15 protein-coding genes are annotated in these 16,373 nt (G+C 54.2%); 6 read left to right on the top strand and 9 right to left on the bottom strand.

What is annotated here, in order from left to right:
* Positions 1-309: 309 nt before the first annotated feature.
* Positions 310-1,212, bottom strand: a complete 903-nt coding sequence (locus O4H49_RS09460) for a LysR family transcriptional regulator (RefSeq protein ID WP_269423192.1) — start codon at positions 1,210-1,212, stop codon at positions 310-312.
* A 151-nt stretch (positions 1,213-1,363) separates the two neighbouring features.
* On the opposite strand from O4H49_RS09460, the gene O4H49_RS09455 reads away from it, so the two are divergent.
* Positions 1,364-1,978 carry a glutathione S-transferase family protein gene (locus O4H49_RS09455; protein WP_269423191.1) on the top strand — a complete coding sequence of 205 codons (615 nt, stop codon included), beginning with the start codon at positions 1,364-1,366 and terminating at the stop codon, positions 1,976-1,978.
* A gap of 84 nt (positions 1,979-2,062) precedes the next feature.
* A complete protein-coding gene (locus O4H49_RS09450) occupies positions 2,063-4,186 on the top strand; it encodes a pyridoxamine 5'-phosphate oxidase family protein (RefSeq protein ID WP_269423190.1) in 2,124 nt (707 codons plus the stop codon).
* A 6-nt stretch (positions 4,187-4,192) separates the two neighbouring features.
* Here O4H49_RS09450 and O4H49_RS09445 read toward each other — a convergent pair whose 3' ends face one another.
* Positions 4,193-5,089: a LysR family transcriptional regulator gene (locus O4H49_RS09445; RefSeq protein WP_269423189.1), complete on the bottom strand. Its 897-nt coding sequence runs from the start codon at positions 5,087-5,089 to the stop codon at positions 4,193-4,195.
* A gap of 281 nt (positions 5,090-5,370) precedes the next feature.
* Here O4H49_RS09445 and O4H49_RS09440 point away from each other — a divergent pair, with 281 nt between their 5' ends.
* The 3 genes from O4H49_RS09440 (at position 5,371) to O4H49_RS09430 (ending at position 7,872) form a co-directional block, all read left to right on the top strand.
* The gene (locus O4H49_RS09440) at positions 5,371-6,573 is read left to right on the top strand and encodes an argininosuccinate synthase (RefSeq protein WP_269423188.1); all 1,203 of its coding nucleotides are present in this window, start codon (positions 5,371-5,373) and stop codon (positions 6,571-6,573) included.
* Between the two features lie 108 nt (positions 6,574-6,681).
* Positions 6,682-7,461, top strand: coding sequence for a trans-aconitate 2-methyltransferase (tam, locus tag O4H49_RS09435; RefSeq protein ID WP_269423187.1), 780 nt, complete (start codon positions 6,682-6,684; stop codon positions 7,459-7,461).
* A 120-nt stretch (positions 7,462-7,581) separates the two neighbouring features.
* Positions 7,582-7,872 carry a DUF3253 domain-containing protein gene (locus O4H49_RS09430; protein WP_269423186.1) on the top strand — a complete coding sequence of 97 codons (291 nt, stop codon included), beginning with the start codon at positions 7,582-7,584 and terminating at the stop codon, positions 7,870-7,872.
* Between the two features lie 90 nt (positions 7,873-7,962).
* Here O4H49_RS09430 and folD read toward each other — a convergent pair whose 3' ends face one another.
* The 4 genes from folD to O4H49_RS09410 all read right to left on the bottom strand — a co-directional run bounded on the left by folD (position 7,963) and on the right by O4H49_RS09410 (position 10,877).
* Positions 7,963-8,862 carry a bifunctional methylenetetrahydrofolate dehydrogenase/methenyltetrahydrofolate cyclohydrolase FolD gene (gene folD, locus O4H49_RS09425; protein WP_269423185.1) on the bottom strand — a complete coding sequence of 300 codons (900 nt, stop codon included), beginning with the start codon at positions 8,860-8,862 and terminating at the stop codon, positions 7,963-7,965.
* 159 nt (positions 8,863-9,021) lie between these two features.
* Positions 9,022-9,657 carry a bifunctional nicotinamidase/pyrazinamidase gene (gene pncA / locus O4H49_RS09420; RefSeq protein WP_269423184.1) on the bottom strand — a complete coding sequence of 212 codons (636 nt, stop codon included), beginning with the start codon at positions 9,655-9,657 and terminating at the stop codon, positions 9,022-9,024.
* 57 nt (positions 9,658-9,714) lie between these two features.
* On the bottom strand, positions 9,715-10,014 hold the full coding sequence (locus O4H49_RS09415; protein ID WP_269423183.1) for a YggT family protein: 300 nt from the start codon (positions 10,012-10,014) through the stop codon (positions 9,715-9,717).
* 89 nt (positions 10,015-10,103) lie between these two features.
* Positions 10,104-10,877: an adenosylcobinamide amidohydrolase gene (locus O4H49_RS09410; protein ID WP_269423182.1), complete on the bottom strand. Its 774-nt coding sequence runs from the start codon at positions 10,875-10,877 to the stop codon at positions 10,104-10,106.
* A 195-nt stretch (positions 10,878-11,072) separates the two neighbouring features.
* On the opposite strand from O4H49_RS09410, the gene O4H49_RS09405 reads away from it, so the two are divergent.
* A complete protein-coding gene (locus O4H49_RS09405; RefSeq protein ID WP_269423181.1) occupies positions 11,073-12,371 on the top strand; it encodes an SAM-dependent methyltransferase in 1,299 nt (432 codons plus the stop codon).
* 107 nt (positions 12,372-12,478) lie between these two features.
* On the opposite strand, the gene astB is transcribed toward O4H49_RS09405, so the two are convergent.
* From astB to O4H49_RS09390, 3 genes are read right to left on the bottom strand one after another with little or no spacing between them, the layout of a single operon-like run.
* The gene (gene astB, locus O4H49_RS09400) at positions 12,479-13,834 is read right to left on the bottom strand and encodes an N-succinylarginine dihydrolase (protein WP_269423180.1); all 1,356 of its coding nucleotides are present in this window, start codon (positions 13,832-13,834) and stop codon (positions 12,479-12,481) included.
* Entirely contained in the window at positions 13,831-15,324 is a 1,494-nt protein-coding gene (gene astD, locus O4H49_RS09395; protein ID WP_269423179.1) for a succinylglutamate-semialdehyde dehydrogenase, read from the bottom strand. Before astD ends, astB begins: the two co-directional genes overlap by 4 nt.
* On the bottom strand, positions 15,321-16,364 hold the full coding sequence (locus O4H49_RS09390) for an arginine N-succinyltransferase (RefSeq protein ID WP_269423178.1): 1,044 nt from the start codon (positions 16,362-16,364) through the stop codon (positions 15,321-15,323). The genes astD and O4H49_RS09390 overlap by 4 nt, the downstream gene beginning before the upstream one ends.
* Positions 16,365-16,373 lie beyond the last annotated feature (9 nt).

Here is a 16,373-nt window from a genome sequence, read left to right as displayed (position 1 = left end):
CTGTCACGAGACTGTGACCCGACGTGTTTTTACGCTTGACCATTCCGGAGCTAGCGTTTGATCTGTTCGAAGATCTTCAGACGAAAGGTCACCTCTGCCTGTACAAGGCTTTAGCCTGTTATCTGTGTTCCTTTTCTGATCGCACCCGGTGCTGATGGGTAGAAAAGAACGTCTCGATATCCCCGATCGGGAGGGTGAGGCTAATTTGAGTATCGACAGGCAGCTGTGCAGCCCTGAAAAGTATCTGTTGATCTTCGAACACCAGAAAACACCAGGTAAGGCTATCCCGGTTGCCGGACTATTTTGGGATTAATGTTCGACCTGATCTGAATTTCTAAAATACAGGGCCACATGATCCGCAAAGGCTTTGACCCGGGGGGCGAGATGCCGGCGGTGAGGATAGATAACATAGGCATTTCGGTCATAGGCCTCGAATTCCTGTAACACCCTTACCAAGCGGCCGTTGGCCAGATCGTCCTGAACAGTAGAAATAAGACACATACCAATCCCGTGGTTTTCCAGGGCCATTTTTCGGATAGCTTCCGCGGCATTGACTCTTGCGCGGGGTTTGATGGTCTGGAGTACCTTCTGGCCTGAGACAATAAACTCCCATTGATTGGTCTGGCTGATGGTTGAGCCGACAATACAATCATGGGCTTTGAGTTGATCGGGATGGGTCGGTGTTCCCCGGGCTTCGAGGTAGGAGGGGCTGGCACAGAGCAGATATTTGTAGCGGGCGATCTTCCGGGCAATCAGGCTGCTGTCATTCAGATTTCCTAAACGAATAGCAACATCAATGCCTTCCTGAACGATGTCGACCGTGCGTTCTTCCAGGCTGAGGTCGATTGTAATTTCTGGGTGCTGCTTAAGGAAATCATTGGCACAGTCAACCACAATTCCTTCTCCCAGAACCCGTGGAGCTGTCACCCGAAGGTGACCACGGATACTTCCTGTCTGTTCGCTGACCAGGCTTTGCAGCTCATCCATCTGTTCGAGGATCGTAAGCGCCCGGTCATAATAGATCTGTCCCAGCTCGGTTACACTCACCCGTCGTGTCGTGCGATTAAGCAGGCGGGCATCAATCCGGTCTTCCAGTTGCCTGACGTATTTGCTGGCCAGCATTGTGGAAATGCCAAGGTGCCTGGCGGCGGCTGTGAATCCCCCTTGTTCCACGACGCGGGTAAAGATCCGCATGGCTTCTAGTGTGTCCATTATTATAACCATATCGTTTATAATAATGTCCAAAATATACCAATACCCGATTAAAGACGAGTAAATTAAGTTGTTATGCAGAGAGGAAGCACAGGGGATTTACAGGTTTCTTCATCTGAATACACAGAATTTTTTTGATAGGACTATTCCAATGATCAAACTTTATCGCCATCCGCTGTCTGGACATGCGCATCGTGTGGAACTTTTTCTTTCTCTACTCCAGCTGGACTATGAGTTGCTCGATGTCGATCTGATGGCTGGGGCACACAAAACAGCCGAATTTCTGAAGTTGCACCCCTTTGGGCAGATCCCGGTGCTGGATGATAACGGGACAATACTGTGGGATTCCAACGCCATTCTGGTTTATCTCGCCCGAACCTATGGTGCAGGACGCTGGTTGCCGACAGATCTGCTGGAAGAGGCTGAAGTTCAGGCCTGGTTATCTGTGGCAGCCGGTCAGATTGCTTTTGGTCCGGCAGCAGCGCGTCTGGTCAAGGTGTTCGGGGCGCAACTTGATCATGAGGAAGCGAAAACAAGGGCCCATGCTTTGTTATCGACCATTGATAGCGTTCTCGCAGAGCGGGCCTTTTTAACGGGTAAAGCCGTAACAATTGCTGATGTCGCAGCCTATAGCTACATCGCACATGCCCCCGAAGGAGATGTCGTGCTTGATAGCTATGGCAATGTTCAAAAATGGCTCAGCCGTATAGAAGGCCTGCCCAATTTTGTCGGCATGCAGAAAACCCCGCAGGTTGAAGCTGCATAAGGGGCTTGAAGGGGGTGCTGTTAAATCAGTACCCCTAATCAATCGATCCCGGCAGATTTGTCGTGGAAAAGGAGAGTAGGGAGTATGGCTGAATTTTTCGATCCTGATACCACGCCCTTCCATGCGGGAGAAATTGCTGTTCAGCAACGTGTTGGTGTGTTGGAAGCGGTTCATAGTTATGCGCCAAGGATGGTCCGCGATTTTCTTCCGGATCAGCATCGGCTTTTTTATGCCCAGCTCTCCCAGCTTGTTATCGGTTCTCTGGACAGGCAGGGCAGACCCTGGGTTTCTATGGTTGTTGGCCAGCCTGGATTTGTTTCCTCGCCTGATCGTAACAGTCTTGCTATCAACCCGACACTGCTTTCAGGTGACCCTCTTGCAGAGAATCTGGGACCAGATATTCCTCTGGGTTTTCTCGGGATTGAATTCCATACCCGTCGACGTAACCGCCTGGCCGGGAAAGTCACGGCTTGGGATGCTTCGGGTGCTTTTTCAGTTCGGGTGGATCAGGCTTTTGGCAATTGTCCCCAGTATATACAGGCCCGCCACAACAATTTTGAGCATCATCCTGATGAGCAAAACACTGTTGCTGGCAAAGTCAGGCATCGAGGGGAGCTTGATGCTGAGGCTCGGAGAATTGTTTCTCAAGCGGATACATTTTTTATTGCTTCGGCCTATATCAAGGATGGTGAAGATCAGCGACAGGGTGTTGATGCTTCTCACCGGGGGGGCAAACCGGGTTTTCTGAAAGTTGTGAATAACAGAACCCTTTTATTTCCTGATTTTCCGGGAAACAGGCATTTTAACACCATCGGTAATATTGAACTCTACCCAAAAGTCGGGCTCCTGGTTCCTGCCTTCGACAGGGGAGACATGCTGTATCTGACTGGCAGTGCAGAGATAATCTGGGAAGGCCCGGAAGTCGCAGCATTCAGGGGGGCTGAAAGGCTCGTACGGATTACTATTGATGAGACTGTCCTGGCAGAGAAAAGTCTGCCGATGCGCTGGAGCCTAGACAACTATTCTCCCTATCTGGAGGCAACAGGCGATTGGGAAACTGCAGATCAGATTATCAGAGCGGATCATGGTTCTTCTGATAATCGTGACAGCTGGCGACCTTATCGCGTGAGCGAGATCGAGCCGGAAAGTGAAACGGTTTCTTCCTTTTCCCTCGTGCCAGACAATCCAGGACAGTCACTGCCTTTCTACACTGCCGGACAGCACCTGCCGATACGGGTTTCTTTGGAAAAAGAAGGTTCTGGCAGGAATGGGCCAGAAGCAACAGGTGTTCGCAGAAATTATACTCTCTCCAATGCTTATGATGGCCGACAGTACCGTTTGACGGTAAAACGTGAAAAAGCGGGGCGGGTTTCAAAATTCCTCCATGATCAGCTTAAGCCGGGGGACATAATTGAAGCGCAGGCCCCCCGGGGTAATTTTGTTCTCGATGAGGAGAGCCAGCGCCCGGTTGTTTTGCTTTCAGTCGGGGTTGGTATTACGCCAATGATTGCAATGCTTGAAGCTTTTCTCAAAGAGCAGACTGTCACAAGGAATGATCGGCAGCTCTATTTTATCCACGGTAATGAAAAACCCGGACAGCAGCCTTTTCTGGATTACCTTACGGGACTGGGTCAAATCTTTGGACAGCTTAATCTCCACTTGTGTTATGTCAGGCCTGAGCCCGGGGATGTCATGGATGATAAAACTTCGTTTCACGGGCGTATCGACAAGGCTTCGTTGCAAAGGTTTCTGCCCCTGGGCGCGTACGATTTTTATCTCTGCGGCCCTGCAGATTTTATGCAGCAGACACAAAAGATTTTGCTGGAACTCGGGGTTCATCAAGACAGGATACGGTCTGAGTTTTTTGATTTCCCGGCTGTTCTCGAAACAGGCAGGAGTTTCAGTCTTCAGGAATTTTCGCCTGATCATGTCGCGAAAACCTTGAAGGTGCGTTTTGCCCGGGCAGACATTGAGGTGCAATGGAGTCAGGAGCAGGGAACATTGCTTGATCTGGCTGAAGCAGCCGGACTGGAACCTGATTTTTCCTGTCGCAGTGGCACATGCGGAAGCTGCGCTACCAAAGTGCGCTGTGGATCAGTCCAGCATCGACAGGGGATTTCGGCACCCGCAGACGGTGAAGCCCTGATCTGTAGCGCGGTTCCTGCTGCCGTATCGGATAGCAATTCTGTACTCGTGCTGGACCTCTAGGGTAATTTACCAGTTTTTGTGCTGACGGTAATAGTTGCCGAGGTGATCGATAAAACTGGATACCTTGGGTGAAAGCAGCTGGCGATGGGGATAGATAGCATAGATCTTGTTATGCCAGGCCAGCTCGGGAAGAACTTCGACCAGGCGGCCGTTGGCCAGATCGTTTCCAGCAATAAAGTCAGGAATCTGGCTGATTCCCATGCTTTGGGCTGCGGCCTCGCATTGGGCACGGCCATTGTTGACATCCAGTGACCACTCCATGGCAATTTTGCGCGTGCCACTTCCTTCCGGCAGATTCCAGCAGGGACCATGTCTGGACAGAGAGTAGTGTATGCCCCTGTGCCCAACCAGCTCATCCGCCGTACGGGGTGTTCCATATTTTTCCAGGTAAGCAGGAGACGCATAGAGCCCTACCGTCGTGTCTGCAATTGCACGGACCATAAGGCTTGAATCCAAAAGGTCCGAGGTGACCCGTATAGCGAGATCAAAGTTATCCTTGAGAATATCATCAAAACGATCACTCAGTGTGAGACTGACCCGGACTTTGGGGTGTTGTTCCTGATAACTTTTAATGGCTGGGATCAGGTACTGGGGGCCAAAATCCATTGGTGCCGTAATCCGCAGTATGCCGGAAGGACTGCCCCCCAGCTCACTGACAGAGGCGTCCATCTCTTCAAGGTCAGCGAGAAGTTGGCGACATCTTTCGTGGTAAAGCGTTCCGGCTTCGGTCAGGTTTACCTGTCGGGTCGTCCGATTGAACAAACGGGTACCCAGCTCGTTTTCCAGGCGGGCGATGTGTTTGCTGATCATGGCCGGGGAGAGGTTGAGCTCGCGAGCAGCTCCGGCAAAGCTGCCGCCGTCAGCGACAGCCCGAAAGATCTTCAAGCTGGTTAACTTGTCCATATACACCCGCTTTGTGGTTCATAGTTTGGTCTACATTGCTGCCCTGCGAAGGCCAAGTAAGTAATATTGTGCTGTTCAGGCTTCTTTTCCAGAACTATTCCTGCAAAAGGACAAGACAGGTTTCGGGGCGCTGAAATTTCTGTTTTTCTCCCGAATCCATGCAAACAGCTGCTGCCACCCCTTGCTCTGGGCTGTGATTTACCTATACTCCCGGCAGATTTACCGTTAACCGGCATCCGTGTTGTAAAAATACGGGCACTTTCACAGAGGCGTAGACTCTCATGGGCGATATCAAAAAAGTCGTTCTTGCCTACTCGGGTGGGCTTGATACTTCGGTCATCCTGAAATGGCTTCAGGAAACCTACAACTGCGAGGTTGTAACCTTTACGGCTGACCTCGGTCAGGGTGAAGAGCTGGAACCAGCCCGTAAAAAGGCAGAAATGTTCGGTGTGAAGGACATCTTTATCGAGGATGTGCGCGAAGAGTTCGTCCGCGATTTTGTCTTCCCGATGTTCCGTGCCAATGCCCTGTACGAAGGTGTTTATCTGCTCGGGACTTCGATTGCCCGCCCGCTGATTTCCAAACGCCTGATCGAGATTGCGCGTGAAACCGGTGCCGATGCTGTGGCGCATGGCGCGACGGGCAAAGGGAATGATCAGGTCCGCTTCGAACTGAGTTGTTACGCCCTGAACCCCGGTATTCGTGTGATTGCTCCCTGGCGTGAGTGGGACCTGACATCGCGGAACCGTCTGATCGAATTCGCCGAGAAGCACCAGATTCCGATTGCGAAAGACAAACGTGGTGATGCTCCTTTCTCGGTGGACGCCAACCTGCTCCATACCTCTTCCGAGGGCAAGGAGATGGAAGATCCATGGGTTGCGCCGGGTGAACATGTCTATTCCCGTACGGTTTCCCCGATGGATGCACCGGACGTTGCCACCGAAATCACGGTTGAGTTCGAGCGGGGCGATGCCATTGGCATTAATGGCGTACGGATGTCACCTGCTGACGTTCTGACCAAGCTGAACGAACTGGGTGGGGCCAATGGTATAGGGCGTCTCGATCTGGTGGAGAACCGCTTTGTTGGTATGAAATCCCGCGGGATTTACGAAACCCCGGGCGGGACTATCCTGCTGGCAGCACACCGCGCAATTGAATCCATTACGCTCGACCGGGGTGCCATGCACCTGAAAGACGAGCTGATGCCACGCTACGCCGAGCTGATCTATAATGGTTTCTGGTTCAGTCCTGAACGTGAAATGCTGCAGGCCCTGATCGACAAGTCACAGACACATGTCGAAGGAACAGTGCGTCTCAGCCTCTACAAGGGCAATGTGATTGTGACCGGACGTGAGTCACCCAAGTCGCTCTACAGCCTGGCGCATGTGACCTTTGAAGAAGACAGCGTTTATGACCAGCATGATGCTGCAGGTTTTATCAAACTCAATGCCCTGCGTCTGAAGCTTCTGAGCAAACAGCGTTAATTCTTCGGTTATAAACAAAAAGCCCCGCAACTCTGCTTGCGGGGCTTTTTGTTTTTCAGGCAAGCTGCAATGACCGGGTATTAACCGGATACGACTTCAGGGACGATCATGACGGACTGGGATGCTGAGCTTTATCTGAACTTTGAGACGATGCGTACCCGCCCGGCTCAGGAGTTACTGGCGCGGGTGAAGCTGAAACAGCCCGAACGGATTGTTGATCTGGGCTGTGGCCCCGGTAATTCCACAGAGTTACTGGTCGAGCGTTTTCCCCTTGCCGGGATTACCGGACTGGACTCCTCTCCTGCTATGCTGAAGCAGGCCAGAGAGCGTTTGTCGGGTGTGAGTTTTGTTCGCGGTGATATCACCGACTGGGTGCCAGACCTGCCGGTGGACCTGATTTTTGCCAATGCCTCGTTACAATGGTGCCCGGATCACGCGGACCTCTTCCCGAGGCTGATCGATCATCTGCGTCCGGGAGGAATGCTGGCGGTTCAGATGCCGGATAATCTGTCCGAACCCTCACACCAGCTTATGAACGAGATTGCCAAAAGACCGAGATGGCAGGAACTTCTGTCCGGGGCAGCGAGCCAGCGTTCGAAGATCGGAACCTTTGAAAGCTATTACAGTTCCCTGGTCGCAAACTGTGTCGATGTGGATATCTGGAACTGCTGTTATGGCCATGTATTGCCGGGAGCGGACTCAATCGTTCAATGGTTAAAATCCAGTGGCCTGAGACCTTACCTTGATCCCCTGTCCCCGGCAGAACAGAAACTTTTCCTGGAGGCCTATAGCCGGGCAATCAGCAATGCCTATCCGCCATTGGCTGACGGGCGGGTTCTTTTGCGTTTTCCACGTCTCTTTATTGTCGCCACCAAAAAACTTGTTTGAAATAGAGGCCACATCCCTGGTTTCTGCAGGGGGCCTATGCAGGGCAAATCAGAGAATATGATTGCTCCTGATTGCTTTTCGCGTTAGTGAAAGCGCAACATTCGATAAGAGAGATCCGCCATGAGCGAAGAGAAGCAGAAAACTGACGACCCGGTAGCCGTCTTTATCCTCGGTGAGCTTTCCGGTGCAGAAGCACCCATGAGCCCGGATAATCTGGCGCGCGCCTTTTACAAGCCACGGGCCAAAAAAGAAGACCGTCCGGACAGCTGGCGCAAGTATTTGCCCGCTGTTCGTCAGCAGGCGTTGTATCTGGCACGCAGTGGCCGGATCAATATCATCCGCAAGGGTGAAGTTGTTGATCCGAAAGCCCCGATCAAAGGGCTGTTCAAACTGGCGATTGCTGAAAAATAAGCCTGTCTGCTGTTTCGCGGACAGTTGATGTAAAAAGAGCCTTGGGAATATGTTTCCCCAAGGCTCTTTTCTTTTGTGTTCCTGATGAGATCAGAGCAGTTTTGGTTCTGCTATGCCAGCCTGACGGCAGGCCGCTGTCAGGGTATTGGCCAACAGGCAGCCGATGGTCATGGGACCAACACCACCGGGAACCGGGGTAATGGCGCCAGCCACGGACATTGCTTCTGCTGTTGCGACATCTCCAACCAGCTTGTTTTTGCCGTCAACCTCGATGCGGTTGATACCCACGTCGATCACTGTCGCTCCCGGCTTGATCCAGTCGCCCTTGACCATTTCAGCGCGTCCAACTGCGGCGACAACAATGTCAGCCTGACGGACGACGGCAGGCAGGTCCTTGGTGCGGCTGTGCGCGATGGTCACGGTACAGCTTTCCTGAAGCAGCAGCTGGGCCATTGGCTTACCAACGATGTTGGAACGTCCAACCACCACAGCTGTCTTGCCGGAGAGATCGCCGAGGTGATCTTTCAACAGCATCAACGAGCCAAGCGGCGTACAGGGGATCATCGGGGCGCTGGCACCCTTGGCCCCAGTTGCCAGACGGCCAGAGTTGATCACGTGAAAGCCGTCAACGTCCTTGTTCGGGTCGATGGCATTGATAATGGCGTGATCGTCAATATGAGCAGGCACCGGCAGCTGAACCAGAATGCCGTGCACGGCAGGATCATTGTTAAGCTCGTGGACTTTTGCCAGCAGCTCTTCCTGTGTGGTTTCGGCAGACATCTTGTACTCGAAAGAGTTCATGCCAGCTTCTACTGTCTGCTTGCCTTTGCTGCGCACATAGACCTGACTGGCAGGATCTTCGCCAACGAGAACCACGGCCAGGCCGGGAACCAGATTGTGGTCTTTTTTCAGACGGGCAGTTTCTTCAGCAATACGGCTACGCAGTCCCGCAGCGAATTCTTTGCCATCAATAATTGTCGCAGTGGACATCTGCAGATCTCCTTGGTTTGATCGTCGGAGATATCCCTGATTTTTCCGGGATACCGCAATCCGGATTTTCTATGGCTTTCCGATTAGGGATGCAATGACTTATCTCAATCGGGATCGGGCATTCTGTTCCAAATTATGGATCACCTGATCGGGATATGTCTAGAAACTGGTCGAGGTGATCAGGCTTACGCCTGATTCACGCATATGCTTCAGGGCTTTGTCGAGAGAACCCTCCAGATCAATCGCGCGGCAGGCGTCCTCGATCACATAGACCTCAAAACCTTCACGCAGGGCATCGATGGCCGAATAGTAGACGCAAAAATCCGTTGCCAGTCCGCAGAGGAAGACCCGCTTGATTTTGCGCTGTTGCAGATATCCGGTCAGGCCGGTTGAGGTGGTGCGATCATTTTCGAAAAAAGCGGAATAGGAATCAATTTCTGCCCGGAAACCCTTGCGCAAGACCAGCTCAAGGGAATTGGTTTCCAGGTCCGGGTGGAAGGCAGAACCTTTCTGGCCCTGAATACAGTGGTCCGGCCAGAGTACCTGGGGGCCATAGGGCATTTCAGTCAGGCCAAAGGCATCTTTGCCGGGATGTTGGCTGGCAAAGGATTTATGCTGTCGGGGATGCCAGTCCTGCGTTGCGAGGCTGTGCGGGAATTTCCGGAGCAGGCCATTGATCAGCGGCACCACAGCTTCGCCTTCCGGCACGGCCAATGCACCACCGCTGCAAAAATCGTTTTGCACATCGATCACCAGCAGGGCATCAGAATCAGTCAGGCTAAATGTCTTGCTCATATCCGGCTCTTTTTTAGGGGCGGTGGTCACAGAACGAAACAGAATTGATCAGCCGGGTTATCCGATCGAATAGGCAAGGCGCGCCAGCATGTTCTGGATAAACATAATGATCAGGAACAGGACAATCGGAGAGAGATCTATACCGCTGATGGTCGGAACGACTTTGCGGATTGGTCGCAGGGCTGGTTCGGTCAGACGCCAGAGAAACTCGCCGACTGTATTGACAAAAGGGTTCTGGGTATTGACCACATTGAAGTTGACCAGCCAGCTCAGAATGATGGAAATAATCAGTGCCCATTTAAAAAGATCAAGGGCAACCAGGGTAACGGTGATCAGTGGGCCGAGAATAATATCCATCTTATCGTATCTCTATTCTTTGTATTTGTCGTTGTTGTGGGCCGGGCCTGGAACAAGCCAGAAAGCAGGGATGTATTTGAAATCACAGCCTACAGGGGAGGTGGTTTCGAGACAAGCGTTTGCACGGAAGAGCCTGTTTTGGCAGGAGGAAGCTTTTGTCCCTTGAGCGGGATGTTCTTTTGCCGAAACCAGGTCAGTGCTGCTTCCCGGGTCACGTTGTAAACGGCTTTGCCGATGGCTTTACCACAATCCGTATGCAGGCCAGCAAAGCTTTCAGCAGAACTGGACGAGGTGGTTGCCGGGGACAAAGTCGGACAAGAAATAACGATACAGTCAGTACCTGTACCAGTGGTCGGGTGTTTCTGCCCGGGGGCAATCCAGTTGAACTCAAGCAAGGCAGCGGTTCTGGCCTGTGTCGCGATGGAACTGGCTTCCAGCAGCGCCTGATCATTCAAAGGCAGGGAGACATGGCACAGCAGATTTATCGTGCCTGCAGCAGGGGGATCGATCAGGGGGGCTGTGGTTTCCCCCTTTACGCTCAGGGCATTGGATAACCCCAGGGTCATCACTGCGGATACCTGAACTTCGCCTTCAGGTTCAGTGGCGATATGATGATACCTGACCTGACGTGAGGTCATCAGGCCGACAGCGTCGCCAAGATCGCGTTCCTGCAGTTTGTCCTGCAAGAGAGCCACCGGGTCACAGTCTGGTGGCAGATCGGCATTGCTGACCTGTAACCAGCAGACTTCTCTGGCCAGCGTGTAGCCGCCATTTACCAGTGCCCAGCTCAGCATTCGCTGGGGGGCAGGAAAGACGACATCGAGCCAGGGATCATGCTGTCTGATTTCGAAGGGTGGGGGCATCTGGTTCCTTTAGTCTCTGGGCTGGAGATAGGGTGCCTGAAGAAAAAAGACAAGGCGGTTTTTTCTGTGCGGTTTTTCTGTGGAATAGCCAGATCTGTTGGCTACACCTGTATGTCTCTGCGCGAGAGTGGCTGTTGCCCTGCTACCTATGCATGGGTAAGCTGGTGCAAAGCAAACTCTTGAGGGGGGAGACGCGTGATATCATCAGGTAAAAATCCGGTGCTTGACCGGGTCAGGCGGGCTTTGACACATGTGCATGAAAAGCTGGAGCCGGGTTTCGCTTTCCAGCTCTGGGATGGTTCGACCATTCCGGCGACGGCGGCTATGGAGCCGGGATTGCGTCTGGCCATAACGGACGCGACGGCGATACCGCGCCTGTTGCGCCGCCCCAATCTGAAGACGGTAATTGATCTCTATCTTTCCGGCGGGCTTGAAATCCGGGGCGGCTCCCTGTTTGATCTGGCGGCACAGCGCCCGCAGGGGAAATCAAAGCAGCTGATCCGGCGGCTCAACAAACCGTTGCTGTTGAAATCGCTTCTGCCGCTGCTGTTTGCGTCCGGTCGAAAAGCCGGGGGCAAACTGGCCGGGGAGGGCAGTACCGCCGGAGCTGGCAGCAAAAAAGCAGATATTGCCTATCACTACGATGTTTCCAACCGCTTTTACGAACTCTTCCTTGATCCCGAGATGGTCTATACCTGCGGTTATTTCAAAGACTGGTCCAACGATCTGGCCACGGCCCAGCTGGACAAGCTGGAGATGATCTGTCGCAAACTGCGGCTGAAACCGGGAGACCGACTGCTGGATATCGGCTGTGGCTGGGGCGCGTTGATCTGTTATGCGGCAAAACATTACGGCGTTACCGCGCTGGGTGTGACCCTGTCCGAAGAGCAGTACGCGCTGACGCAAAGCCGGATCAAAGAGCGCGGGCTGGAGGGACAGGTCACTGTTGAACTCAAGGATTTTCGCCTGCTTGACGGCAGCTTTGACAAGATTTCCTCCATTGGCATGTTCGAGCACGTCGGCATTGAACACCACCGGGAATACTACCTGACCGTCAAGCGTCTGCTGGAACCGAGAGGGCTCTACCTGCACCACGCCATTACCCGCCGGGGCAAGACCAGCGAGGCCAAGTTCAACCGCAAGCGCCCGGAATACAATTCCATGCTCAGGTATATCTTCCCCGGTGCCGAGGTCGATCATATCGGCATGACCGCACGCAATCTCGAAGCCCATGGATTTGAAGTCCACGACGTCGAAGCCTGGCGCGAACACTACGCCAAAACCACCGAGCACTGGGCAAAAAGGCTGGAACAAAACCGCGAAGCCGTGATCGCCGAAGCGGGTGAGGAGCGTTACCGCCTCTGGCTGCTCTACCTCACCGGGGTCTCGCTGGCTTTTTCGCGTGGCACCCTGAACATCTTCCAGACCGTTGCCTCTAAACGCAGTAAAGGCCTGTCCGGCCTGCCGCCGACACGGGAAGATTTGTACGAGTGATTTTTGTGGCTTGGGAGACAGTCTAAATTAGATAAAAAGAACCCGGAAAGACGGATCTTTCCGGGGCAGAGAGTTTCTTCAATTTAGATTGTGTGAGGCGGCGGACCTCACCCGCGTTGGAAGTCGTAGAGTTTACCGAGGTTGAGAATGCGGGTCAGCTCTTCCAGGGCGGTGCGGACTTCGTAGAGCAGGGCCGGGTCGCGCAGGTCTTCGGCGGCGAGTTCGTCGCGATAGTGACGCTCGATCCAGGCTTTCAGATCGGCGTAAAGGTGGTCATCGAGCAGGACTCTGGCTCCGAGTGACGCCAGATCGCCGTCATTGAGCACCACGCGCAAGCGCAGGCAAGCCGGGCCACCGCCGTTTTTCATGGACTGACGCAGGTTGAAAAAACGGACATCGCTGATGGCGCTGCCGCTTTTGATCAGTTGATCAAGATAGGCGCGGACTTTGGGGTTCTCTTCACATTCGATCGGGGCGATCAGGGTGGCGCTGTTGCTGCCGCCACCATTGGCCCCACAGGAGACCAGCTGACTGTTGAAAAGATAGCTCTGGACCGCGTCCTCGACCGGGACCTGGGCATCGGGCACTTCGACAAAAATCATATCCGCACCGGGCAGTTTCCGGTTCAGCTCTGCCTTTACTTCTTCACTGTTGAGGAAGGCTTTTTCGTGGTGGAACAGGATCCGGCCATTCCCGACCGAGATCACGTCGTTGTGGAACACGCCCTGATCAATCACATCGGGGTTCTGCTGGGCAAAGACCACGCGGTCATCTGCCAGCCCATGCAGCCGGGCGACGGCCTGACAGGCTTCGAGTGTCTGACGGGCGGGAAAGCGTTTCGGCGCCGGAGCGCTCTTGCGCAAGGCCTCGATGCCATAGACAAAAAACTCGACACCGGGATCGCCGTAATCACTGCAGAAGCGGGTGTGGTTGGCGGCACCTTCATCGCCGAAGTGGCTGCTGCCATGCAGGGCGGGGTGATGGGCAAAGCGGCTCTCATCGGCAAAGATGGTCTGCAGCGCCCGTCCGGTTGCCGGATGCTCGATCGAGCGATGGAACATGGAGACCAGATTGGCCGGGGTGAAATGGGTCCGGCCATCAGCGGTATCGGGGTGAGGGGAAACCGTGGCGGCGTTGGCAACCCACATGCAGGAGGCCGAAGAGGCTCCGGCAAGCAGGGCGGGATTGGTCTTTGCCGCTTTACTCAGGACTTCCTTGTCACTGCCTGTGAAACCGAGCTTGCGCAGGGTTGGCATGTGCGGGCGTTCCTGCGGGGGCAGCACACCCTGTTTCATGCCGAGATCGGACAGGGCCTTCATTTTCTCCAGCCCCTGCAGGGCGGCACCCTTGGGGCTGGAGTTTTCCTTGGCTGACTTGTCAGAGGCGATGTTGCCATAGGACAAACCGGCAAAGTTATGGGTCGGGCCGACCAGACCGTCGAAGTTTACCTCGTAGTATTTCATGCTTTCGCCCCTGTGTTCAGAGTGATGCCCGGTGGCAGCTGGGCGGGAACGTCCAGATGTTCTGCTTCGAGAGAGGCAACGGGGTAGGCGGCGTAATCTGCGGCGTAAAACGCGCTGGGACGGTGGTTGCCACTGGCACCGATACCGCCAAAGGGAGCCGCACCGCTGGCCCCGGTCAAAGGCCGGTTCCAGTTGACAATCCCGGCCCGGCTTTCAGCCCAGAATTTCTCCCAGAGGTCCTTACGGTCAGTGAGAATACCAGCTGACAGGCCAAAACGGGTGTTGTTGGCAACGCGGACGGCTTCATCAAAATCGGCAACCCGGATGATCTGCAGCAAGGGGCCAAAATATTCTTCGTCTGGCAGGTTGGTGACAGCGGTGACATCAATCAGCGCCGGAGTAAGGAAAGGCTTGCCGTCGAACAGGCGTTTGGCCCGACGCAGGACTTTGCCGCCAAGTCCTTCGAGCTTTTCCTGCGCGGCGAGAATGCCATCGGCAGCGGCATTGGAGACCAGAGAGCCCATAAACGGCGGGTTTTCCGGATCATCCAGGCCAACCTTGATGCCATCGATCTGGGTCAGCAGAGTATCGAGAAAGGTATCACCCTCTGCGCCCGTTGGTAGGATAAGGCGACGTGAACAGGTGCAGCGCTGACCAGAAGTCACATAGGCGGACTGGATGGTGTGAAAGGCTGCGGCCTGATGATCTGCGGCTTCCATAACGATCAGCGGATTGTTCCCGCCCATCTCAAGTGCAAGGATTTTGCCGGGCTGGCCACCGTACTGGCGGTGCAGCAGCTCCCCGGTTGCGGAACTGCCAGTAAAGAACAGACCATCGATGCCGTCATGACCAGCAAGAGCAATCCCGGTTTCCTTGGTGCCCTGTACCAGATTGAGCACCCCGGCGGGGAGTCCGGCATCAGCCCAGGCCTGGACCATGACCTCGGCGACCATGGGGGTCAGGTCACTGGGTTTGAAGACAATGGTGTTGCCCGCAATCAGAGACGGCACGATATGGCCGTTGGGCAGATGGCCGGGGAAGTTATAGGGGCCGAAGACCGCGACCACACCGTGGGGCTTGTGCCGCAGGCTGGCTTTCAGGCCATCACCCATGGGGTTTTCGGAATGTCCGGTGCGCTTTTCAAAGGCATCCAGCGACAGGTTGACCTTACCCACCATGGAGGCGGCTTCGGTGCGGGTTTCCCATAAGGGTTTCCCGGTTTCCTGCGCAATGGCAACGGCGAGTTCTTCCTGACGTTCTTTCAGCAGGTCGCGGTAGCCGGTGATGATCTCTACTCGGCTGGCGAGAGGGGCGAGCGCCCAGTTGCGCAGGGCAGCACGGGCGCTGGCAACGGCTTCATCAACATCGGCTCTGGTCGCCGACGCGGCCTGCCAGATGGTTTCGTTACTGGCGGGATTGATCGAAACAAGCGCTTCGCCCTTGCCTTCTTTCCAGATGCCATTGATGAAAAGTTTCTGTTTGAGGCTCATGCCTTTTTCTCCCGGAATTTTACGCAGCGGATTTGATCGCCCTTGTTCAGCCTCATGGCCTCGACAGTTTCCTGGGTCAGATAAATCTGACCTTCTTCATCCAGTCTTGCCGGCTGCAAACACATGCGATAGGCGGTAATATTCCCGTTGCTTATCATATAGAGGTTTGACTGGTCTTCGGCTGTTTCCTGTTCCTCGACACCGGCAAAGGTGGCGATGCGGCTTGCCTGCAGGGTCTTGATGTTCTGGACCGGAACCTCGACAGAGGGACCACCATCGAAGACATCGACATATCCCTTAAAGGTAAAACCTTCCTTTTCCAGCAGGCGCAGGGCAGGGCTGGAAGAATCATGGGGTTTGCCGATAACATTTTGTGCTTCTTCCGGCAGCAGGTCGATATAGATCGGATACTTTGGCATAAGATCGGAAATGATCTGGGTGCCCTTGACCGAGGAAATCTTGTCGGCGCTTTCAAAGGCGATACCGAAAAACTTGCCACCCAGGTGATTCCAGAAGGGCGAACGACCTTCCTTGTCCTGCCAGCCCCGCATCTCGGCGATCACCGTATCGCCAAAACGATCGGGGAAATCTGCAAGAGTGAGATAACGGCAGCGGGAAAGAAACTGTCCGACTCCCGGCTGGCGATAGTCGGCTGATAGATAAAGCGAGCCGATCTCGGTTGAGCCGGTGTAGTCGTTAACCAGATAGAGAATACGCATTTTCCGGGTGGTATCCAGTTCACCGGAAGCGGAAACAATGGTGGAAACCTTGTAGGAATAGAAGGGATGTTTAAGGCCAACACCCGCATAGATCGCGGTTGTCCCCACCACCTTGCGTGTGGCGGTATCTTCCAGAACCATGAAATAGATTTCACCCGTCGGCCCGTTGGCCGGGGACTTGAAGCTGGCTTCTGATCGGGTCAGTTTTTCCAGCCAGGCGCCTTCGTTGGCGGGCATGGAGGTCATACCGGTTCCAACAGCGTGCGACAGGCCCATAAGATCGCCCATGTCGCTTTGTCGTGCAGGTCGGATAAGTAGCATCAGGTTATT

The organism is Kiloniella laminariae (genome assembly GCF_027214005.1).
Classification (GTDB): Bacteria; Pseudomonadota; Alphaproteobacteria; order Kiloniellales; family Kiloniellaceae; genus Kiloniella; species Kiloniella laminariae_A.
Note: the sequence above shows the minus strand (reverse complement) of the source record. Positions and strands in the feature narration are given on the sequence as shown.

Coding starts and splice junctions, on each gene's coding strand:
- O4H49_RS09455 (WP_269423191.1), top strand. CDS start 1,364: ATGATCAAACTTTATCGCCATCCGCTGTCTGGACATGCGCATCGTGTG.
- O4H49_RS09460 (WP_269423192.1), bottom strand. CDS start 1,212: ATGGACACACTAGAAGCCATGCGGATCTTTACCCGCGTCGTGGAACAA.
- O4H49_RS09445 (WP_269423189.1), bottom strand. CDS start 5,089: ATGGACAAGTTAACCAGCTTGAAGATCTTTCGGGCTGTCGCTGACGGC.
- O4H49_RS09415 (WP_269423183.1), bottom strand. CDS start 10,014: ATGGATATTATTCTCGGCCCACTGATCACCGTTACCCTGGTTGCCCTT.
- O4H49_RS09410 (WP_269423182.1), bottom strand. CDS start 10,877: ATGCCCCCACCCTTCGAAATCAGACAGCATGATCCCTGGCTCGATGTC.
- astB (WP_269423180.1), bottom strand. CDS start 13,834: ATGAAATACTACGAGGTAAACTTCGACGGTCTGGTCGGCCCGACCCAT.
- O4H49_RS09450 (WP_269423190.1), top strand. CDS start 2,063: ATGGCTGAATTTTTCGATCCTGATACCACGCCCTTCCATGCGGGAGAA.
- O4H49_RS09440 (WP_269423188.1), top strand. CDS start 5,371: ATGGGCGATATCAAAAAAGTCGTTCTTGCCTACTCGGGTGGGCTTGAT.
- pncA (WP_269423184.1), bottom strand. CDS start 9,657: ATGAGCAAGACATTTAGCCTGACTGATTCTGATGCCCTGCTGGTGATC.
- astD (WP_269423179.1), bottom strand. CDS start 15,324: ATGAGCCTCAAACAGAAACTTTTCATCAATGGCATCTGGAAAGAAGGC.
- folD (WP_269423185.1), bottom strand. CDS start 8,862: ATGTCCACTGCGACAATTATTGATGGCAAAGAATTCGCTGCGGGACTG.
- O4H49_RS09430 (WP_269423186.1), top strand. CDS start 7,582: ATGAGCGAAGAGAAGCAGAAAACTGACGACCCGGTAGCCGTCTTTATC.
- O4H49_RS09390 (WP_269423178.1), bottom strand. CDS start 16,364: ATGCTACTTATCCGACCTGCACGACAAAGCGACATGGGCGATCTTATG.
- tam (WP_269423187.1), top strand. CDS start 6,682: ATGACGGACTGGGATGCTGAGCTTTATCTGAACTTTGAGACGATGCGT.